General features: G+C 37.7%; 14 protein-coding genes. 10 read left to right on the plus strand and 4 right to left on the minus strand.

Features of this window, described 5'->3' with window-relative positions:
* Nucleotides 1–464 precede the first annotated feature (464 nt).
* Together B176_RS0117490 and B176_RS0117495 are read left to right on the plus strand one after the other, a co-directional pair.
* Nucleotides 465–3,773 (plus strand): vitamin B12-dependent ribonucleotide reductase, encoded by a 3,309-nt coding sequence (locus B176_RS0117490; protein ID WP_017260133.1) that lies wholly within the window; start codon nucleotides 465–467, stop codon nucleotides 3,771–3,773.
* Between the two features lie 90 nt (nucleotides 3,774–3,863).
* Nucleotides 3,864–4,412, plus strand: a complete 549-nt coding sequence (locus B176_RS0117495; RefSeq protein WP_154648034.1) for a hypothetical protein — start codon at nucleotides 3,864–3,866, stop codon at nucleotides 4,410–4,412.
* Between the two features lie 287 nt (nucleotides 4,413–4,699).
* Here the strand turns inward: B176_RS0117495 and B176_RS0117500 are convergent, their stop codons facing one another.
* Nucleotides 4,700–5,155 (minus strand): Lrp/AsnC family transcriptional regulator, encoded by a 456-nt coding sequence (locus B176_RS0117500; RefSeq protein ID WP_017260135.1) that lies wholly within the window; start codon nucleotides 5,153–5,155, stop codon nucleotides 4,700–4,702.
* A 165-nt stretch (nucleotides 5,156–5,320) separates the two neighbouring features.
* Here B176_RS0117500 and ald point away from each other — a divergent pair, with 165 nt between their 5' ends.
* Nucleotides 5,321–6,421 carry an alanine dehydrogenase gene (gene ald / locus B176_RS0117505; RefSeq protein ID WP_017260136.1) on the plus strand — a complete coding sequence of 367 codons (1,101 nt, stop codon included), beginning with the start codon at nucleotides 5,321–5,323 and terminating at the stop codon, nucleotides 6,419–6,421.
* 122 nt (nucleotides 6,422–6,543) lie between these two features.
* Here the strand turns inward: ald and B176_RS19945 are convergent, their stop codons facing one another.
* Nucleotides 6,544–7,866 (minus strand): DUF6600 domain-containing protein, encoded by a 1,323-nt coding sequence (locus B176_RS19945; protein ID WP_017260137.1) that lies wholly within the window; start codon nucleotides 7,864–7,866, stop codon nucleotides 6,544–6,546.
* Between the two features lie 240 nt (nucleotides 7,867–8,106).
* Between B176_RS19945 and B176_RS0117515 the strand changes: the two genes are divergently transcribed.
* The 4 genes from B176_RS0117515 to B176_RS0117530 all read left to right on the plus strand — a co-directional run bounded on the left by B176_RS0117515 (nucleotide 8,107) and on the right by B176_RS0117530 (nucleotide 13,512).
* A complete protein-coding gene (locus B176_RS0117515) occupies nucleotides 8,107–8,820 on the plus strand; it encodes an SAM-dependent methyltransferase (RefSeq protein WP_017260138.1) in 714 nt (237 codons plus the stop codon).
* Nucleotides 8,817–9,878: a thioredoxin domain-containing protein gene (locus tag B176_RS0117520; protein WP_017260139.1), complete on the plus strand. Its 1,062-nt coding sequence runs from the start codon at nucleotides 8,817–8,819 to the stop codon at nucleotides 9,876–9,878. Before B176_RS0117515 ends, B176_RS0117520 begins: the two co-directional genes overlap by 4 nt.
* A gap of 298 nt (nucleotides 9,879–10,176) precedes the next feature.
* Nucleotides 10,177–12,465, plus strand: a complete 2,289-nt coding sequence (locus tag B176_RS0117525; RefSeq protein ID WP_026063427.1) for a Tex family protein — start codon at nucleotides 10,177–10,179, stop codon at nucleotides 12,463–12,465.
* 333 nt (nucleotides 12,466–12,798) lie between these two features.
* The gene (locus B176_RS0117530) at nucleotides 12,799–13,512 is read left to right on the plus strand and encodes a carboxypeptidase-like regulatory domain-containing protein (protein ID WP_017260141.1); all 714 of its coding nucleotides are present in this window, start codon (nucleotides 12,799–12,801) and stop codon (nucleotides 13,510–13,512) included.
* 5 nt (nucleotides 13,513–13,517) lie between these two features.
* Here the strand turns inward: B176_RS0117530 and B176_RS0117535 are convergent, their stop codons facing one another.
* Both B176_RS0117535 and B176_RS0117540 read right to left on the minus strand, forming a co-directional pair.
* Nucleotides 13,518–14,513, minus strand: a complete 996-nt coding sequence (locus tag B176_RS0117535; RefSeq protein ID WP_017260142.1) for a glycosyltransferase family protein — start codon at nucleotides 14,511–14,513, stop codon at nucleotides 13,518–13,520.
* An 11-nt stretch (nucleotides 14,514–14,524) separates the two neighbouring features.
* Nucleotides 14,525–15,364, minus strand: coding sequence for a UDP-2,3-diacylglucosamine diphosphatase (locus B176_RS0117540; RefSeq protein ID WP_017260143.1), 840 nt, complete (start codon nucleotides 15,362–15,364; stop codon nucleotides 14,525–14,527).
* A 540-nt stretch (nucleotides 15,365–15,904) separates the two neighbouring features.
* Here B176_RS0117540 and B176_RS0117545 point away from each other — a divergent pair.
* From B176_RS0117545 to B176_RS0117555, 3 genes are all read left to right on the plus strand, one after another.
* Nucleotides 15,905–16,507, plus strand: a complete 603-nt coding sequence (locus B176_RS0117545) for an RNA polymerase sigma factor (protein WP_017260144.1) — start codon at nucleotides 15,905–15,907, stop codon at nucleotides 16,505–16,507.
* Nucleotides 16,508–16,563: 56 nt separating this feature from the next.
* Entirely contained in the window at nucleotides 16,564–17,757 is a 1,194-nt protein-coding gene (locus tag B176_RS0117550) for a FecR family protein (protein ID WP_017260145.1), read from the plus strand.
* Nucleotides 17,758–17,988: 231 nt separating this feature from the next.
* Nucleotides 17,989–21,351 carry a SusC/RagA family TonB-linked outer membrane protein gene (locus tag B176_RS0117555; protein WP_154648035.1) on the plus strand — a complete coding sequence of 1,121 codons (3,363 nt, stop codon included), beginning with the start codon at nucleotides 17,989–17,991 and terminating at the stop codon, nucleotides 21,349–21,351.
* Nucleotides 21,352–21,362 lie beyond the last annotated feature (11 nt).

Below are 21,362 nucleotides of genomic sequence, written 5' to 3' on the forward strand. Positions count from 1 at the left end.
CATTTATTTTCCCTGCTATATTGGGCTTGAAATGATCAATCAAAATTCAGATTTAAAAATCACCATACTATTTCGCTCACTAACTTAAGCTTCATGTTAAGTCAAAACTTGGTTAAAACATTCGAGAAATTGCCCTTAAGATAATATCAAATTGTTATAACCAGCCTTTAAAACAATGTATTTTTTATTTTCAATAAAGCAATATTTTATTCTGTAAATTATCGTCATAATCAACTGCTTTCCAAGTTAATTAATTTATCAAATTTTTAATAATTTTTAGTTTTCCACAAGTGTAAACAGCTAAAAAACAACCAAATACAAACATCTGTTCAATCTACAGCAATGTTGACATTTAGCTTGTGGAAAACTGGAATTCGTTTATAGCTCTTAGGAACATAAATTTGATGAAAAACCCCTAAAGTTTTTTAGTTCATTAACTCATTAACGATAAAATTAAAACAGAAATGGCAAAAGCTTCTGCAACAAAAACTGCTAAAGGCCTCAAGTTTGAGCGCTACTTTAGTAAAGAAGGAAAAAGTGTTTACGATCTTTTTGATTACGATAAAAGATCTTCCGTAATCAGAAACCCTTCTGGCGACGCTGTTTTTGAAATGAACGATGTAGAAGTTCCACACAGCTGGTCACAAGTTGCTACGGATATTTTAGCACAAAAATACTTCAGAAAAGCTGGTGTTCCACAAGCAGATGGCTCAACAGGCTCTGAAAACAGCATAAAGCAAGTAGCACATCGTTTGGCTAACTGCTGGAAAATTTGGGGAGAGCGTTACGGTTATTTTGCAACTACCAAAGACGCTGAAATTTTTTATGATGAATTAGTTTACACGATTGTTGGTCAATTGGCTGCGCCAAACTCACCGCAATGGTTCAATACAGGCTTACATTCCTCTTACGGAATTACAGGTGGCCCACAAGGTCACTATTACGTTGATCCAATCACAGAAAATTTAGAAAAATCTACTTCAGCATATGAGCGTCCACAGCCACACGCTTGCTTTATCTTATCTGTAGAGGATGATTTAGTAAACGAAGGTGGAATTATGGACCTTTGGGTTCGTGAGGCCCGTATTTTCAAATATGGTTCTGGAGTTGGAACAAACTTCTCCCGCATCCGTGGCGAAAGCGAAAAATTAAGTGGCGGTGGTTATTCTTCTGGCTTAATGTCTTTCTTAAAAATTGGTGATAGAGCAGCAGGAGCAATTAAATCTGGCGGAACAACCCGTAGAGCAGCCAAAATGGTTTGTTTGGATTTAGACCATCCAGAAATTGAAAGCTTTGTAAACTGGAAAGTTGAAGAAGAGAAAAAAGTTGCGGCTTTAATAGCTGCAGGTTACGCTTCTGATTACGAAGGCGAAGCTTACCGCACCGTATCCGGACAAAACTCAAATAACTCCGTTCGTATTCCTAACGCTTTCTTTAAAGCGATGAAAGAAGGAAAAGGCTGGGATTTAACGGCTCGTTCAGACGGTCGCAGAATGAAAACTATTGATTCCAATAAACTTTGGGATGATATCGCATTTGCTGCTTGGGCTTGTGCAGATCCTGGAGTACAGTTTGACACAACGATTAATGAATGGCATACTTGTCCAGAAGGTGGAAGAATCAACGCTTCTAACCCTTGTAGCGAGTACATGTTCTTAGATAATACAGCTTGTAATTTAGCATCTATCAACCTCCGTCATTTCTTCGATTTAAAAACCTTGATTTTTGATGTTAAAGGTTTCGAGCATACTTCACGTTTGTGGACTACCGTTTTAGAAATCTCTGTTTTGATGGCACAGTTCCCATCAAAAGAAGTTGCACAACTATCTTACGATTACCGTACTTTAGGTTTAGGTTATGCCAACTTAGGTTCTATGTTAATGGTTGCTGGTATTCCTTACGATAGCGATAAAGCAAGAGCAATTGGTGGTGCAATTACTGCAATTATGACGGGTGTTTCTTATGCTACTTCTGCTGAAATGGCCAGAGAGTTGGGTACTTTTAACAGATACCAAGATAATAAAGACAATATGTTACGTGTAATGCGTAACCACAGATATGCAGCTTATAACGCTACAGGCAATTACGAAGGTTTAGAAATAGCGCCTCCGGGAATCGACCAAAAAAACTGTCCTGATTATTTATTAGCAGCAGCTTGCAATGCTTGGGATAAAGCAGTAGAAATGGGCGAAAAGTACGGTTACCGTAACGCACAAACTACTGTAATTGCACCAACCGGAACTATCGGTTTGGTAATGGATTGCGATACAACTGGTATCGAGCCTGATTTTGCATTAGTAAAATTCAAAAAATTATCTGGTGGTGGATATTTCAAAATCATCAACCAAGCGGTTCCTGCAGCTTTAAGAAACTTAAAGTACAACGAGGAAGAAATCGAAACAATTGTTAACTACGCAAAAGGATCAGCAACCATTAAAAATGCACCTCACGTTAACCCAGCAAGCTTAAGAGCTAAAGGTTTTACAGATGCTGATTTAGAAAAATTAGACAAAGCGATTATCTCTGCTTTTGAAATTGGTTTCGCATTTAACGTATGGACTTTAGGCGAAGATTGTTTACACCGTTTAGGCTTTAAAGCCGAGCAGTACAATGCACAAGACTTTAACGTATTAAAATCTTTAGGTTTTACGCGTACTCAAATTGCAGAAGCAAATGAATTTATTTGCGGAACAATGACAATTGAAGGTGCTCCTTACTTAAAAGAAGAGCATTATCCAATTTTTGATTGCGCTAACAAAAATGGAGCAAAAGGAGTGAGATATATTCATGCTCACGGTCACATTAAAATGATGTCGGCTGCACAACCTTTCCTTTCTGGAGCTATTTCTAAAACCATAAACTTACCAAACGAAGCTAAGGTTGAAGAAATTAAAGAAAGCTACGAACTATCTTGGAGCTTAGGTTTAAAAGCTAATGCGCTCTACCGTGATGGTTGTAAATTATCTCAACCATTATCAACAAAATCTGATACCAAAGAAGAGAAAATTGACACGGTTGAAGAAGTTTTAGGTAAAGCTGGCGAGTTAAAATTAAGCGACTTAACACCTGAGCAGGTTTTAGAAGCCGCAACAGCAATTCTACAACGTTCAGAAGATACCAACTTTATGCGTCAGCTTTCACGAGTTGTACAAAAGAAAGTAATGCCTGCAAAACGTAGAGGTTTCACGCAAAAAGCAAGCATCGACGGACAAACTGTTTTCGTAAGAACCGGAGAATATGGAGATGGAACTTTAGGAGAAATTTTTGTAGATATGCATAAAGAAGGTGCAACTTTCCGCTCGTTGATGAACTGTTTCGCTATTGCGGTTTCAGTTGGTTTACAATACGGAGTGCCTTTGGAAGAATACGTAGAGAAGTTCACTTTCACTCGTTTTGAGCCAGCAGGAATGGTTGCTGGTCATGCAAACATTAAGTCTGCAACTTCTATTATCGATTATATTTTTAGAATGTTAGGTTACGACTACCTAAACCGTACAGATTTGGTACACGTAATTACAGAACAAAACGTGGTTACAGACAACCCAACTATGCAAGATAGCGATGTAAACCACGATTCAACTAACGTTTACACGCCAGCTCCTGCTAAAGAGATTGCTACTTCTGCGCAAGCAAGTTCAAAAGCTCAAACTTTTGATTTGTCAATGGGTGCACAGTCAGATGCTCCAGCTTGTAGCAGTTGCGGACATACCACCATTCGTTCAGGCACTTGTTACAAGTGCTTGAACTGTGGAACTTCAATGGGATGCTCTTAGGTTGAGATAAAATAATTACAAATCCTGTATCAAAAGAGATACAGGATTTTTTTTTAGAATATTATAACTTATTAGCGAAATAAAATGGATATGTTTCCACTGATAGCATTAAATATTTTTTGTAGCGTAATTGCTTCATTTATTTTTCTATTCCTAGTTTTATATTTATTAAGACCAAAAATTTCAATTAGTACTTATATCTGTAAACAGGTAAATACCTTTGATGATTCTACAGCTAATACTTACGTTTTTAAAATTATCAATGAATCATATTTTAGTGCATTTGATGTACAATTAGAATTGTTTAAGTTGGAACAATATAGAGTAACAGCAAAAGGAATAAATAATAGAATTAAACCTATTGCAATGCAGACTAATGAAATAAAACACATTCCAAATTACATTAGTAGCAAAAAATGTAATAAAAGAAGTTTTGCACCTCATGCTATTATGTTCAGAACAAATGAAGTGTTAGAGGAAATACTGAAAAATGAAAAGGAAACGTTACAACTACAAATAACATTAAGACATGGTTTGACAGGGCTTTCTAGGGTTTATCATAAAGATTATATTACAATTGACGATATTAAAGAAGGACAATTTAAATTTGGCAATAGTATTGATATAGATGTTAAATAATAAAATGACAAAAAAGATGGTGATTTTATTATTAAATTCCTTATAATTACTGAAACTATCATTAAAAATGAATTTTATGAAAGACACAATGGTAGGCTAATTGCCTTTTATTAATTTTTAGAAATATAGACCATTTTTAATTAAATGGTCTTTTTTGATTTATATACTATCCGTTATGTCATTTGTTAAAAAACACTTAAATTAATGAATATCAATCGATTACTTTTAATTAGAGATTTGATATTAAATTCGCACTATAATGTTCAAAAATCAATCACTTACAAAAACTAAATGGGTAATAAGGTTGTCTTTTTAATTTCTGCCATCACAAAAACACTATGTATATGTGCAACGGTTGGTAAAACAGATAGTTTATGTTGGTAAAATGTATTATAGGTTTCCATATCCTTACTTACAACTTTTAGCAGATAATCATAACCACCAGAAACTACATTACACTCCACTATTTCCGGGAATTTCAAAATACTTTCTTCAAAATCAGAGAAGTTAAATTTCGTTTGTTTATCCAGCGTGATGTTGCAAAAAATCGTCAGATTAGCATTTACTACGTTTTTATTTATCAGTGTTATATATTTCTCGATAACTCCATCACGCTCCATTCTTTTGATTCTGTCATGTACCGGTGTAACTGAAAGGTTTATTTTTTGCGAGATTTCTTTAAAAGTTAAGTGTGCATTTTCCTGCAAAAGTCTAAGTATTTTAATATCAGTATTATCAATCATAAAAATGCTATCTAGAAAATTTTTCTACTAAGGGCTAAACCTAGTTTAAATATATTGTGTTTTTTCTTTAAAACACGCTGGAAAATCACTGTATATTCTTATTTATTTCTCTCTAATACAAAGATAAATGCTTTAATATAAGTTTGCATCACCAATTTTAGACTAATGATTATAGGAATTCCAAAAGAAATTAAGAATAACGAGAACCGGGTTGCTATTACTCCCGCGGGCGTAAAAAGTTTTGTTGACCAAAACCACCGTGTTTACATTCAAAAAAGTGCCGGAGAAGGAAGTGGTTTCTCTGATGATGAATATCGAAACGCCGGTGCCCAGCTATTAGAAACTATTGAAGAAGTGTATGCAATTGCAGAGATGGTTTGCAAAGTAAAAGAACCGATTGAGCGAGAGTATAACCTCATAAAGGCCGATCAATTAATATTTACCTATTTTCATTTTGCATCGTCCAGAGCTTTAACAGAAGCAATGATTGCCAGAAAGGCAGTTTGTTTAGCGTATGAAACGGTAGAAGCAGATGATCGCTCTTTGCCATTGTTAATTCCAATGTCTGAGGTTGCAGGGCGAATGGCCGTACAGGAAGGCGCAAAATACTTAGGCAAACCGAGTGGTGGAAGAGGTGTATTATTAGGCGGAGTGGCGGGGGTAAAACCTGCTAACGTTTTAATTTTAGGTGGCGGAATTGTTGGAACAGAGTCGGCAAAAATGGCTGCTGGTTTAGGCGCTAACGTTACCATAATGGATATCAGTTTAAAAAGATTACGTTATTTAAATGATGTGTTACCAGCAAACGTTGATACGGTTGTTGCTAATCCTTATCAAATTGAAGAAGCGGTAAAAACTGCTGATTTAATTATTGGTGCAGTATTGATTCCTGGAGCCAAAGCACCCCACTTAGTTAAAAAAGAAATGCTGAAATTGATGCGACCCGGAACGGTACTAATTGATGTAGCAGTAGACCAAGGTGGCTGTATTGAAACGGCAAAACCAACTACACATGAAAACCCGATTTATATCATCGACGGGATTGTTCATTACTGTGTTTCAAATATGCCAGGTGCAGTGCCTTACACCTCTACCATGGCTTTAACTAATGCTACTTTACCTTACGCTTTGCAACTCGCCAACAAAGGCTGGAAATTAGCATGTGAACAAAACGCTGAATTACGTAAAGGTCTGAACATTGTAAACGGTAAGGTTGTTTACAAGGGTGTAGCGGATGCATTTGGTTTACTGTTGGAAGCAGTTTAAATTCTTAAAATAAATTAGGGATTTTATTATCACTTTGAGCAAAGTGCTGGGCAATAAAAAAATCCGATTTGATTTACGCTAGCAAATCAAATCGGATTCAAAAAAATAATCATAAAAGATTGTTACCTACTTGGTCTTCCGCTTCCGCCACTTCGGGAAGAAGAAGATGTTGAAGAACTACCGCTAGACGATGGCGCACTTGACCGCTCTGCACTTCTACTAGGCGCACTGTTCTCCGTTCTTGGAGCCGGTGCACTTCGTTCCATTCGTTCTGGACGACTACTTTGCGTTTCACTTCTTTGTGGAGAAGATGAGGGCGTTGAGCTCCTAGTTGATTCGGTTCTTGCTGGAGAATTCGTCCTTGGCGTTTCTGTACGTTCGGGCCTGCTTGAGTTTGAACCTCTATCCACATCAGAACGAGTTGTTGGCGCCTCTGTTCTAGTACCTTCAGTTCTGCTTGGCGTACTCCTTGGCGATTCCGTACGTTCTGGCCTGCTTGAATTTGAACTTCTATCCACATCAGAACGACTTGTTCCAATTGTATTTCTACTATCAGAACTGCTAGCCCCAGAACGGTCTGGTCTCGTAGAATTAGTTGAACTACTTCTATCCGTATTGGTCAGCGTTCTATCGATGTTCGTATCACCTCTGCTCGGCCTCGTTGTATTACTTGCAATGGTAGTACGTGGTGCAGAATTTCCGCTTCTATCCACATTTGGTCTGTAAATACCTACTTCTCCCCGACTAACACGGTCAGAACCTGGTCTACTATTATCTGACACTCTGTAAACTGGCACATCACTACGAGTTGCCCTCCTCACATCATCTCTACCCGGTCCGCTGTAGTAGCGTACCCTATCATTGGTGTAAATGTTATTGATGATAGTAGTATTGTTCACGATGTAAACATTACGTCTTGGTTCCCAGTATCTACTATATGATGGATAATAGATACAACGCTGTGGAATAAATACCCAATAATTATCTGGCACATAATAACGTCTGCCCACATGGATATTTATACTTACTCGTGGCGCCAAAGGTGCCCATCCGTAATAACCACCACCAGTTCTCCAAGTTACCCAAGCTGGTCCCCACTCAGTGTCTGGCATCCAAATCCAACCATCATATTTATCGTAAAACCATCTTCCATAATGGAAAGGCGCCCAACCCCACTCGTAATCAGAAACCCAAGTATTTCCATACTCAGTCATCACCCAGTGTCCGTTGGTGTAGTAAGGTCTAAAATCACTACCTACATTTGGTCGCCAAACGTATCCGTAATCGGGATTATTAACCCAATCGCCATAGTAAGAAAGCTCATCGTAAAACACCTGTAAGCTGATGTCTTTTCTCGAACTAGCCTCTGCCTTATTATTGCCAAGGCTTATCAATATAAAGAATACACTGAAAGCCCATGCTATTTTTTTTATGCTGTTTCTCATGTTTTCTAAAATTTAAATCGGTTCAATTAATCAATTAACGCTTCAAAAGCTTGTTTAATATGTTATGTTGAAAATGTGACAAACTCACCATAAAACACTTCATTCACGCTTCTGATGTAAGAACAATATCCCTTTGCGAGCGGCTATATTTATAAGACGATGTTATGTACAAAAAGGTGTCAAATAAAATAACCTTATATAGTTTGGAGCTTTTTAAAAGCAAATGGTTTAATTTGCAACATGGCAAAAGGCACATTATACCTCATCCCCGTGGTGATGGCAGAAGGAGCAGAGCAAAAATCATTGACTCCTTTTTTATCACAAACCATTAATGAGATCAAAGAATACATCGTTGAAAACGAAAAAACTGCAAGACGTAACTTAAAAAATGCGGGCTTAATAACCAAGCAGGCAGATTTGATTATCCATGATTATGGAAAACACGAAAGAAACGGCAGTTTAAAACCTTATTTCCAAGGGTTAGAGGCTGGGAATGATGTTGGATTAATGAGCGAAGCGGGTTGCCCGGGTGTTGCAGATCCAGGTGCGGATATCGTTGCCGAAGCACATAAGAGAGGGATAAAAGTAGTTCCTTTGGTTGGCCCAAGTTCTTTGCTTTTGGCATTAATGGGTTCTGGTTTTAACGGACAGAGTTTTGCGTTCCACGGCTATTTGCCAATTGATAAAATGGACCGGATGAAAAGAATTAGAGAGCTTGAATCTTTCTCCGATCGATTTAGGCAGACGCAATTATTTATTGAAACTCCGTTTAGAAATAACCCAATGATGAACGATATTTTGGCTAGTTGCAGAAATGATACTAGACTATGCATCGCTTCTAACTTAACTGCTGAGAATGAGTTTTTACAAACAAAAACCATTGCGCAGTGGAAGCTTGAACAGCCTGATTTACACAAACAGCCTACTATTTTTCTGCTGTATAAAGCCAAATGAGAATCCCTACCCCGTCCGATGTTTTAATAGTTGGTGTTAGTCCGGTTTCTTTGGGCTTTGCAACGCTTTTGGCAAAAGGTGGATTAAATGTTTTGGTTATTAGCGAATTGGATTCTAAAGCTGAAGACAATACGCAACAATTACAGTTGAGCCTTTACAATGAAGCGCTCCTAAAACAACATGGCTACCAACTTAACGAGGAGACTACAACGCAGAATTTTATTGAACAAAGTCTGTTTTTGTTAGCGCACAGTTTATGCTGTGTAGTTTGGGGAACTAAGTTGATTAGTTCTGTTAAAAATGAACATCAATTGGAGCAAAGCGGAGTTAGCCAGAAGCACCAAAGTAATTTTGTTTTTAATTTGAGCGACTTAGAGATCAATCAATCCAACAATGAAGCGAATTTTAGAAATGCTTTTGTTTTGGCCTGGCGGGTAATTGGTGTTCAGCTTAAAAATTTTCACCCGTTTATAATGCACTCTTTTGAAGTTGAGCGGGAGATGATCGCCGGTTTCTATCAGGATAAAAAAGAAGGTGGCATTTTAAAAAAATGGATTGGAAAGCTTGCGCCAGTTAAACCGAATAACTTAGAACTGATAGGTAGTCCGGTTAATTTACATTTAAGTCAACAGCGGGTTTTAGAAGCTGGCAAGCTATTAACAGATTTGCCATTTTACGATGAAAAGCTAAAGCAGGAAACTTCGCTTTACAAATGGTGCAACTATCAGTATTTTTCGCTGATTGTAATCGGAAGCGTAAATCCCCACTTTTTGTTCAACGTTGCAAAATGGGTTCAGTTGAATTTTAATATAAAGCTGTTTTACCTCCCTTACAGCGAAAAGAACGAATGTATTTTTGAGACCTTGGACATCTCTCCAAACGAAAAAAGGACCTTAATGATCAGACCAGATAAATACATTTCTTTTGTTAACGATATTTTGGAAACGGATATTATCGACAATTACCTAAGAAACGTGTTATTGATGCATGCGAATGCAGAGAAAAACTCGTCATCATCATCCCGTCATGCCGACGATAGGCAACATCTCACATTCTAAATTCCTTTAAACTGATTTACTCATAATAATGAGCTGTTTCACTCCGTTCAACGATGACGCGTTTTATCGTTACCGAAAATCATCGCATTAACGATTGAAACGGCATCCTTTTGGCGAGCCTGAGCGGAGGTCGAAAGCTAAGCCAAAAGATACAGTGCAAAGCGTGTTGAAATGCCCAAAAACTGAAAATACAAAACCCAAAAACGCGACACCAATTCTTTCCCCAAAATGTTCAAAAATTGGGTTTTATATTGAAGGTAAATTCTCCATCTTCGTATCTTCAAAAAACATAAAAAACATGTCAGATCAGCATATCTTTATAGTTGCACAGGAGTTAAATGTAGGGAGCAAGCAGGTACAAGCCACTTTAAATCTACTTGATGAAGGTGCAACCGTTCCGTTTATCTCGAGGTACCGTAAAGAAATGACGGGCAGTTTGGATGAAGTACAAGTTGCAACAATTAGAGATCGTGTGCAACAATTGCGGGATTTAGACAAGCGAAAAGAAGCAATCTTAAAATCTATTGAAGAACAGGGAAAGCTGACTAAGGAACTGAAAGAAGCAGTTTTAGCTACCGAAACCATGGCACTTTTAGAAGATATTTACCTGCCTTACAAACCTAAACGGAAAACGAAAGCATCCATAGCTCGTGAAAAAGGATTAGAACCTTTGGCTTTAAATATTTTTGACCAAGATCAAAATAGCCCAGAAACCGAAGCTGATAAATACATTGATCCAGAAAAAGGCGTAAACAATACCGTTGAGGCTTTACAAGGCGCCAGAGATATTATTGCGGAAATGATTGCCGAAAACGCAGAGGCGAGGTTGACGTTGCGTAACCTATTTTTTAACAAAGGACTTTATAAGGCGGAAGTTTTAAAAGGGAAAGAGGAAGAGGGTATAAAATATAAAGATTATTTTGAGTGGAGCGAACCCGTAAAAACTGCCCCATCGCACCGTATTTTGGCTATGCGGCGTGGGGAGAAAGAACAGATTTTAAAATTAGATGCTTTGCCAGAAGAAGAGGCGGCAGTCAATCTTTTAGAACAGCAATTTATTAAAGGCAACAATAAAAAAAGTGCAGCCGTAAAACAGGCTTTAGACGATAGCTACAAGCGATTATTAAAACCGTCGATGGAAACCGAAACTCGTTTAAAATCTAAACAACTGGCAGATGAGGAAGCTATCCGTGTTTTTGCCGAAAATGCTCGTCAACTTTTATTAGCTGCGCCAATTGGACAAAAAAGAGTGTTGGCTTTAGATCCAGGTTTTAGAACGGGTTGTAAATTGGTTTGTTTAGATGAACAAGGGAAACTATTAGAAAACGGAACGATTTATCCACATACCGGTCCCGGTGTTGCTAAAGAAGCAGCACAGACTTTAAAACATTTGTGTGATAAATATAAGATTGAAGCTATTGCAATAGGCAACGGAACTGCTGGCAGAGAAACGGAAGATTTTGTGAAAGCCCAAAATTTAGAAAATGTTTTGGTGGTAATGGTAAACGAAAGTGGTGCCTCTATCTATTCGGCATCAGACACGGCAAGAGAAGAATTCCCAGACCAGGATATTACTGTTCGTGGTGCAGTTTCTATTGGTCGTAGAATGATGGATCCTTTGGCGGAGTTGGTGAAAATTGATCCGAAATCAATCGGTGTTGGGCAGTACCAACATGATGTTGATCAAACAAAATTACAGACGTCTTTGGATGATACCGTGATGAGTTGTGTGAACGCTGTCGGTGTGGAACTGAATACGGCTTCGAAACAAATTTTGGCTTATGTATCGGGTTTAGGTCCGCAATTGGCGCAAAATATTGTGGAATATCGTAATACGCATGATGCTTTTAAAAATAGAGCATCCCTAAAAAAAGTTGCCCGTTTGGGCGATAAAGCGTTTGAACAAGCTGCCGGTTTTTTAAGAATCAGAAATGGCGAACATCCGTTAGATGCAAGTGCAGTACATCCAGAACGTTACGCTTTGGTTGCTCAAATGGCAAAAGATGTAAATTGTAAAATTGAGGATTTACTGAAAGATGCAAAACTGAGGGAACAAATCGATTTAAAAAAATACGTTTCCGCAGAGGTTGGTTTACCTACTTTAAAAGACATTGTAGCAGAACTGGCAAAACCCGGTCGCGACCCACGTGAACAATTTGAAGCTTTTGCTTTTGCAGAAGGAATTAATAAAATTGACGATTTAAAACCGGGGATGAAATTGCCGGGCATCGTAACAAACATAACCAATTTTGGTGCTTTTATAGATATCGGCGTTCATCAGGATGGCTTGGTGCACTTAAGTCAAATGGCGGACAAGTTTATTTCGAATCCAAACGAGGTGGTAAAAGTATCGCAAAGAGTACAGGTAACTGTGGTTGATGTGGATGCTGTCCGTAAAAGAATTTCTTTAACGATGAAATCTGGCGAGAAAAAAGTTGCTGAACCAAAAGAGCGTAAACCAGTTGTTCAACAAAAACCACAACCACAAAAACCAGCGCAAACTTTTAAGAAAAAAGAAGTTGCGCCAAAAGAATCAGCAGGAGATATGGCGACAAAACTGGCTGCTTTGATGGGGAAATTTAAATAGATATGGTTTTACGGAGGGTCCTCGAAAAGAGAGACCCTGCTCGGACTTGAAAAGAATTCTTCTCCGTCACGTCGAGGTACGAGACGTCTCACAAATAAGGTAAAACATAGAATTCATTGCCTATTTGCTTAGTTATCTTTGGCGAATTCACTTGGTTCAAAATCACGAAATGCTTAAAAATAGCATTAGATGTCCGCAGAAAAGACAGGTTGTACTTTGACGTCTGATTACTCGAAACCAGCAAGAAAACTGAGCTAAAATTCCATCCTTTAAATGTTAAAATACCTTAAACCTCAGTCCAACTAAAAAAGAATCACCATCTTTAAACATCTTATGGATTTCAGAAAAGCTTTTATTTCATCCCTTTTAACAGTAATTGTATTTGTTGCGAATGCACAAGAAAAGGTTTTGATTAAAGGCTTAGTATTCCAAAAAGGGAGTTCTTCGAGGATTGAAGCCGTAGAAATACAGGTAAAAAACACTCGAAATTCTGTTAAAACAGATGAATGGGGAAATTTTGCAATTGAAGTAAATATCGGCGACACCCTTTTATTCAGCAAATTGAACTATGAAGATACGGAGCGGCCTGTACTTGCAAAAACCAATCTGATTGTTTATTTAACCAAAGCTATTGCTTTAAACGAGGTGATAGTAAAAGAACAGAGCAAAAGCAAACAACAGCAAGAAATTTTAGACGGCTACCGAAGCAAAGGTGTTTTCTACAATGGAGATCCACCTATTTTGGCTTATATATTTGTCCCACTTACTGCCCTGCATGAACTTTTAGGAACTGATGCCAATAATGCCAAAAAATTCGGAAATTACATTCAACGAGAGAATGCACAGTCAATGGTTGACCGCCATTTTAACGAGATTGTAATACGTAAAGCAATAAAAATCCCCGATTCGGAATTGGTAGAGTTTATGTATTTATTTAGGCCAAAGCCAGAAGAGGCTATGTATTGGAATTATTATGACGATATGAATTATGTAAAGAAATCTTACGCAAAGTTTTTACAGCGGAAAAAACAGAGATTAACACCTTAGTTTAATCACATTCTACTTGCAAATCTTTTTACAATTTCATCAACAATCTGTGCGGTTTGATTTGGAAAATCGAGGTGTATTTTCTGTTCTACACTTACCCAATCCCTCAATATAGACACTAAATTATCATCAATTTTTTTCACCAATGGCACTCCAAGTTGTTCTGCTGCAAAAGCATTGCAACTTTGCTCAAATTGATTCTTAATTGGCATCAGCAACAGCTTTTTTCCTAAATAAAGTGCCTCTGCCGGTCCCTCAAAACCACCTCCTGTAAACAAACCGGCACAATTTTTCAAACTCTTTTTAAAAGCACAATTATCAATCTTTTGTATTAATACATTTTGATATTGAAAGGCTGTGGTCTGATTTTTACTAAAAACCTGCCATTGTACATCAGGCAATTGGTGTAAATATTTTACCAGCAATTTATCATCTACCGCAGGTAAATAAACGGTATAATATCCATGGTTCTGAGGAGTTAAATCTCTAATTTCTTGGCGGATTACTGGCGTATAAATAAACTTATCGTAGGCTTTAAAGTGAAAACCCACATGGTGTGTAGTTGGTGCATAATATTTTAGAATGAGCTCTGCAATTCTCCTGCGCTTTGGCGGACGAGGCGTTAATGGGGAAGAAAACGAAGCTTGATGACTTAAAGATACAGTTGGAATATTTCTTAATTTGCAGGCCCAGGCCGTAATAGGCTCAAAATCGTTGATGATTAAATCGTAGTTTCTTACGGGTAAGGTAAAAATATCTTCCCAAAGTTGTCGGATCTTCATATTTTTTACCGTTTTCCAATAATCTATCCCTCCCTTTTTTCCAACAACATAACTAAAACCATGAAATTTATACTTTAGAGTCTCTGTTAAGGAAACCTCTGTTTGCGAGCCACTAACCAATAAATCTAGCTCTCCGTATTGTTTTAATAGCGGAACTATTTCTCTTGCTCTGCTAATATGACCGTTTCCCGTACCTTGTATAGCATATAATATTTTCATGATTTAAAAAATTATGAAACTTCTATTTTAAATTTTTCGAGCAAATCATTGATGTTCAACAGCTGTGCAAGGTCTTCGGTTTCTTCTGGCTCGTCCTCTTTTAAGTAAGTTGCCGGATTGTATTTATACACCTCCCAATTTTTGCCATCATACTCCAAAGCGGTCAAACTTTCTACCCAATCACCAGAATTTAAATAAACTACGGATCCTTTATCTGTAGTAATATTACTGATTTCTGAGTGGTGGATATGGCCGCATACTACGTAATAATAACCTTTCTCTATCGCAAGTTCTGCGGCCGTTTGTTCAAATTGGTTGATAAATTTTACCGCTTCTTTAACGCTCGCCTTAATTTTTTGTGAAAACGAATATTTCTTTTTGCCCATTTTTTCAAGCATCCAGTTGGTGATGTTATTGATCATGATCAAAGTATCGTAACCAATTGCGCCCAATTTCGCCAGCCATTTAGAGTGTTGCATGGTTACATCGAAAACATCTCCGTGGAAAAACCATGCTTTTTTACCGTTTAAATTCAGAACTAATTTATTGGCGAGCTGAAAGTTCCCCATCTTGAAATCCACAAATTTTCTTAATAATTCGTCGTGGTTCCCCGTGAGATAATAAACCTGTACCCCATCGGTAACAAACTTCAATACTTTACGGATCACCTTTAAATGATCTTCTGGGAAGTATGATTTGCTGAACTGCCAGATATCAACAATATCGCCGTTAAGGATTAAGATCTTTGGATTGATGCTTTCTAAATACTTTAACAGTTCTTTGGCATGGCAACCGTATGTGCCTAAATGCACATCCGATATAACTACAATATCTAAATCTCTTTTAGACATATTTTATTTTAAGGAATTTGAATTTTAGGTACTTTGGGTAGAAGTGCTTTTTTGGATAAACTGATTGATTTTTCTGCATATTGTTTCAGCAAAGCTAAGACATGGCTGTTAACTGAGTTTTAACAAATTGTTATGATATAGGAAAGTTTTGAGAGGGAAAGTGGAAATCTCGAATTGTAGCAATGAGAATAGCTTCGCCTAAACATCCAAAAAAATTGAGGGAGAGAAACTTCCGTACAAGCTAATCTCAATAATTAAACCCAGGCTATATCGCCAATAGTTTACCAAATATTTTTAAGGAAAATCCTGCTTTTAAAATTTTCTATCGCACCTAGGCTACCATTAAATTGCGTATTCGGCTCATATCGTTCAACTTAAAGAAATCTAAATTTTTGATTAATTATCGAATGAGTATAATAGACAAATCCTAGAAGTTTATTTATAGCGTACATTTTTAAAAATTCTTTTTTTAAAAAAAGCCGATAACCTTATCATAGTTATTTTATATTTGGTTCACTGAACCTAAAATTTTCTGATCAGATGGCCCAGCCGCAATTAACTAATCTTGATCATTCATTATTGCTTACCCAATTGAAATGTGGTAACCAGGATGCTTTTACAGAACTGTATAAAATGTATAGTGTAAAGCTATACGTCAATATTTTACGGATGGTGAAAGATGAACAGGTTGCAGAAGAATTGGTTCAGGAGCTTTTTACCAAAATATGGCGAAAGCGAGAAAGCCTTCAAATCAACATCGATTTTAAATCCTATTTATATGTGATAGGTCAAAATTTAGTTTACGATTTTTTCAGGAAACTACAGCGTGACCAAAAGATGTACCAGCATTTTAAAGAAATCGCCACCGAGCAGTATTCTCATATTGAAGAATCTTTACAGCTTAAACAAAGTGAAGATATTCTAGAAAAAGCATTGAGCAAATTATCAGTTCAGCAAAGAAACGTTTATAAATTATGCAAAATTGAAGGTTACACCTATAAACAAGCGGCAGATAAAATGGGCATATCTCCGCATACCGTAAAAGAATACCTAAGCATTGCTAACCGCTTTGTTAAAGAGTATTTGCTCAATAACCTGGACATCTGTATGACCCTACTTTTATTTTTTTTCATAAAAAAGTAAACACACCCCCCCGTAAGAGTTTATGAAACGTCATGATATAAATGACGCTTTAATAAATGAACATTCCCAATAGCCGTATTTTCCATCAAATATTAAATAACACTTGCTCTCCGCCGGCGTTAGATGAATTCTTAACCCATATTGAAGATGATAAGAATAAAGAAGCTTATCTAAACTTAATTACTAATGCTTTAGATAAAGACGTAGAAACTGCACTTGATGAGCAAATAAGGTTAAGATTAAATGAACGCTTAAATCAAATACTGGCACAAGAGACAAAATCTGCTAACCGTTCTGTTAAAAAATTACAGCTTCACACCTTTTATAAATATGCGGCCATAGTTTTTCTAGCATTATCTCTAATTACTGGCATATATATTCTAAATCATAAAAATACAATAAGTGAAACTATTAGCGCAATTAAACCGGGTGGCAATAAAGCAATTTTAACCTTGGCAAATGGTTCAAAAATAGTGCTGAACGATATCAAAGATGGGACACTAATCCGCCAAGCAGGAATAGAGATTATTAAAGCAAAAGACGGCCGATTGATTTACAACATCAGTGACGAACAGGTTTCTGAACAAAACCCATCTAGCAATCAGTACAACACCTTGGAAGTTCCGCGTGGCGGGCAATACCAAATCAACCTATCAGATGGCACCAAAGTATGGCTGAATTCCGAGTCGTCCTTAAGATTTAAGCAGAGCTTCACAAACTTAGATGAGCGAAAAGTGGAATTGAGCGGTGAAGCTTATTTTGAGGTAGCTAAAAATAAATTAAAACCCTTTCGAGTGATGACCACTAATGGTGCAGGCTTAAAAGAAGAAGTTCAGGTTTTGGGTACTCATTTTAACATCACCAGCTATAAAGATGAAAAAACATCTAAAACCACCCTTTTAGAGGGTTCGGTACGCGTAACTACAGCTTCCACAATACAAACCTTAAAGCCAGAACAACAATTTGTATTACGGAGTAATGGTTTCTCTGTAGACAAAGTAGATGTACAGGAAGTTATAGCCTGGAAAAATGGCTTCTTCATTTTTGAAAACGATAACCTAGAAGGAGTATTAAAAAAAATATCCAGATGGTACGATGTGCAAATTGTTTACGACGGCAGTCTTAACGACATCAAGATTATTGGCTCAGTATCACGTAAAACCGATATTTCTGAGGTACTAAACATTCTAGAAAAAACCGATAAATTTAAATTCAAACTGGAAGGAAGGAGGATTATTGTGATGCACTAAACCACCAATTTTTCCTTATCCATTCCAAAAAACCAGAGGTGTTGACGCACCCCCGGCCTAAACGTTTGGATAAGTTCTTTGATTGCAATCAACTATAATTTTTATCTCAGACCTGAAAATGACAGCTATCTCTAGCTTTTATTTTCTTAAACCAAACTAACCAAATGTATGAAAATTTACGATTTTAAATTATACCGGGATTCCGGTATGGGGAATAAAATTATCCGAATCATGAAACTTACAAGCATACTGTTGTTCACCATTTTACTTCAGGTAAGCGCTAAAAGTATTGCGCAAAAAAAAGTTACACTCCATGAGCAAAGCGCAAAACTAGAGTTTGTTCTAAAATCTATTAAAAATCAGACGGGATATAACCTTATCATCATCGCTAACAATATCCAAAATGCAAAACCCATCACTATAAATGTTAAAGAGGTAGATTTAGAAGATGTTTTACAGCAATGCTTTCTCCATCAGCCTTTCACTTACCTGTTGGAGTCTAACGCAATTATTGTTAAGGAGAAACAGGAGAGCAATAGCTCAGCTAGCTTTCTTGGTTTTAAAATCTCGGGGACGGTAAAAGATGAGTTGGGTTTGCCCATTCCAGGGGTGGCTATCAAAGTTTTAGGTAAATCCAAGGCTACAACAACCAGCAATTCCGGAAAATACACCATTGAAGTTGAGTTAAGAGACAGTCTGGAATTCAGTTATCTAGGCTATAAAAAGCAAAGGATCTCGGTAAGAGGTATTGACGAGATTGACGTAGTGATGCAACCCGAAAGCAATAGTCTTAAAGACGTGATTGTAGTTGGCTACGGAGTGCAAAAGAAAGAGAGTGTGGTAAGCTCAATAAGTACGGTCAAAGGAGAGGACTTAGCGTTTCCTACCAGAAACCTCACTAATAATTTGGCGGGCCAGGTTTCCGGATTAATTGCTATCCAGCGTACAGGAGAACCCGGATACGATGACTCGGAGTTTTGGATTAGAGGAGTAAGCACCTTTGCTGGCGGTAGCTCTCCTTTGGTTTTAGTAGATGGGGTTCCACGAAAAATGACCGATATAGAACCCGATGAAATAGAAACCTTTTCGGTACTTAAAGATGCAGCAGCTACGGCAGTATACGGTGCTGAAGGAGCCAACGGAGTGGTATTGATTACTTCAAAGAGAGGAAGAAAGCAGAAAGGCGTCATCTCTTTCCGCACAGAACACAGCACTTCTAAAGCTACTCGTTTACCAGAGTACGTAGGTTCGGCAGAATACCTCACCCTATTTAACGAAGCACTTGGCAATGATGGTTTGGCTCCTATATTTAGTGACGATCTCATCTCAAAATACCGGAACCATGAAGATCCAGATCTTTACCCAAGTACAAATTGGTTAAATGAACTGCTAAGAAAGAACACAGACAACCACCGCTATACCCTAAACGTACGAGGAGGAACCGACCTTGCCCGCTATTTTGTTTCTGGAGCTTATTTTAGCGAAAGTGGAATGTTTAAAGACGACCCTACAGACAGATATGAAAACAACATTGGTGTAAAGCGCTTTAACCTCCGTAGCAATATAGATATGGATGTATCTAAAACCACTACTGTAAGTGTAGATTTAAGCGGGCAATATCTACTAACCAACTACCCAGGCGTAGCTACTGCAACCATATTTAGACAGATGTTAATCACCCCTCCTTATGTTTTCCCTGCCGTTTATAGTGATGGTACTGTGTCCACTTTTCAACAAGAAAGAGATGCCAACATGCGTAATCCCTATAACCAATTAATGAACTCTGGTTATGCGAAAGAATGGAGAAGTGGCATACAATCTAATGTACGTTTAAACCAGAAATTAGACTTTATTACCGCCGGCTTAACGTTTAAAGGAAATGTGAGTTATGATTATGACGGGAATTTTATCTCAAAACGAAACTATGACCCCAGCAGATATAATGCTACCGGTAGAGATGTTGACGGCAAACTCATTTTTTCTAAAACCTATTCTGGAACTGGGAATCTAAGCGACCCTACAGAGACTAGTGATGCTGTAAAAAAGGTATATGTAGAATCTTCGCTCAATTACAACCAGCACTTTGGCAAACACACCGTAGGTGCCATGGCATTATACATGCAGAAAGAAACACAATTGAATACAGAAGCGCTTGCTTTTAGGAAACAAGGCTTGGTGGGGAGAGCAACTTATGCATTTGATAATCGCTATTTTGTAGAAGGCAACTTTGGCTATACCGGCAGTGAAGCTTTTGCAAAGGAATATCGCTTTGGCTTTTTCCCAGCGATAGGCTTAGGGTATCAGCTTTCCAATGAATCATTTTACCCAGAACACTTAAAAGATGTTGTATCAAGCTTCAAACTTCGCTTTTCTATGGGTAGAACCGGGAATGACGCAACTGGTGGAGCAAGATTTTTATACCGTGGCACCTATAAATTTGACGATGCAACCTTTAGTCAAGGTATTACCTCTGCAGGAGGTGTAAACGCTTATGGAACAGGGATTACAGAGGCCCGTTTTGAAGCACCCTATCTGGTGTGGGAGATTGAGGACAAACAAAACTACGGGGTAGATGTTGGCTTGTTTAAAGACCGTGTAAACATTGTAGCAGATTATTTTAAATCAGAACGAAGCGGGATTCTACTCCAAAGAAGAACCACGCCTTCTGTTGGAGGCTTTAGGCAAGCACCGTGGGAAAATTATGGCAAAGTAAAAAACCATGGGGTTGATGCAAGTATCGATGGCAAACAAAAATTCAACAACTTTTTAATTAGTGCTAGAGGTACTTTTACTTTTGCCCGTAATAAAATCACCGAGTATGATGAATTAAAACAACCTTATCCATGGATGGCTGTAACTGGCAACAGCGTTGGGTATTCAACCTACTACGTTGCAGATAGGCTGTATACCGTTGATGATTTTACGTCAGTTGACAACTCAAACGGCACAAAGTCTTACACCTTAAAAGATGGCATTCCCAAGCCTACGCTTGGCGGTAAAATAGGACCTGGAGATATTAAGTACAAAGATTTAAACGACGATAAGCAAATAGATGTTTTCGATAGAGTAACGGGTGGCGATGTAGCGCCTAAAAATCCTGAAATTGTGTATGGTTTTGGCTTAAATGTAGAGTACAAAGGCTTCTACATCAGCTCCTTTTTTCAAGGCTCTGGCAATACTTCTGTGATGCTTAACGGCTATACTGGCTGGTTTCCTTTCGCCTGGGGCGTAGACCAATCTAATTACAGAACCTTTGAGCTCGACCGTTGGTCAGACGCGAACCCTAATCCTAACGCACTCATGCCCAGAACACATACAAGCAGTGCGAACAATGCAAATAACGATCGGGCAAGTACTTTTTGGGTTAGAAACGGTAGTTTCTTACGACTAAAAAACATGGAGGTTGGGTATAACCTACCCAAAACTTTCTTAAATAAAATGAAACTTCAAACAGCCCGCTTATATGTAATGGGTTATAATTTGGCGGTATGGGACAGCATTAACTATTGGGATCCTGAAGTTGGAAACGGGAATGGGGGAAGTATTTACCCCTTGCCAAGGACTTTTACTTTCGGCTTAGAGGTTACATTATAAGCTAAGGTTGA

Source organism: Pedobacter arcticus A12, from assembly GCF_000302595.1.
Classification (GTDB): domain Bacteria; phylum Bacteroidota; class Bacteroidia; order Sphingobacteriales; family Sphingobacteriaceae; genus Pseudopedobacter; species Pseudopedobacter arcticus.

What these genes read in the sequence shown, in the direction of transcription:
- B176_RS19945 (WP_017260137.1), bottom strand. Translation starts at nt 7,866, where the DNA reads ATGAGAAACAGCATAAAAAAAATAGCATGGGCTTTCAGTGTATTCTTT.
- B176_RS0117550 (WP_017260145.1), top strand. Translation starts at nt 16,564, where the DNA reads ATGAACATTCCCAATAGCCGTATTTTCCATCAAATATTAAATAACACT.
- B176_RS0117490 (WP_017260133.1), top strand. Translation starts at nt 465, where the DNA reads ATGGCAAAAGCTTCTGCAACAAAAACTGCTAAAGGCCTCAAGTTTGAG.
- B176_RS0117495 (WP_154648034.1), top strand. Translation starts at nt 3,864, where the DNA reads ATGTTTCCACTGATAGCATTAAATATTTTTTGTAGCGTAATTGCTTCA.
- B176_RS0117530 (WP_017260141.1), top strand. Translation starts at nt 12,799, where the DNA reads ATGGATTTCAGAAAAGCTTTTATTTCATCCCTTTTAACAGTAATTGTA.
- B176_RS0117525 (WP_026063427.1), top strand. Translation starts at nt 10,177, where the DNA reads ATGTCAGATCAGCATATCTTTATAGTTGCACAGGAGTTAAATGTAGGG.
- B176_RS0117535 (WP_017260142.1), bottom strand. Translation starts at nt 14,513, where the DNA reads ATGAAAATATTATATGCTATACAAGGTACGGGAAACGGTCATATTAGC.
- B176_RS0117500 (WP_017260135.1), bottom strand. Translation starts at nt 5,155, where the DNA reads ATGATTGATAATACTGATATTAAAATACTTAGACTTTTGCAGGAAAAT.
- B176_RS0117540 (WP_017260143.1), bottom strand. Translation starts at nt 15,364, where the DNA reads ATGTCTAAAAGAGATTTAGATATTGTAGTTATATCGGATGTGCATTTA.
- ald (WP_017260136.1), top strand. Translation starts at nt 5,321, where the DNA reads ATGATTATAGGAATTCCAAAAGAAATTAAGAATAACGAGAACCGGGTT.
- B176_RS0117545 (WP_017260144.1), top strand. Translation starts at nt 15,905, where the DNA reads ATGGCCCAGCCGCAATTAACTAATCTTGATCATTCATTATTGCTTACC.
- B176_RS0117555 (WP_154648035.1), top strand. Translation starts at nt 17,989, where the DNA reads ATGAAACTTACAAGCATACTGTTGTTCACCATTTTACTTCAGGTAAGC.
- B176_RS0117515 (WP_017260138.1), top strand. Translation starts at nt 8,107, where the DNA reads ATGGCAAAAGGCACATTATACCTCATCCCCGTGGTGATGGCAGAAGGA.
- B176_RS0117520 (WP_017260139.1), top strand. Translation starts at nt 8,817, where the DNA reads ATGAGAATCCCTACCCCGTCCGATGTTTTAATAGTTGGTGTTAGTCCG.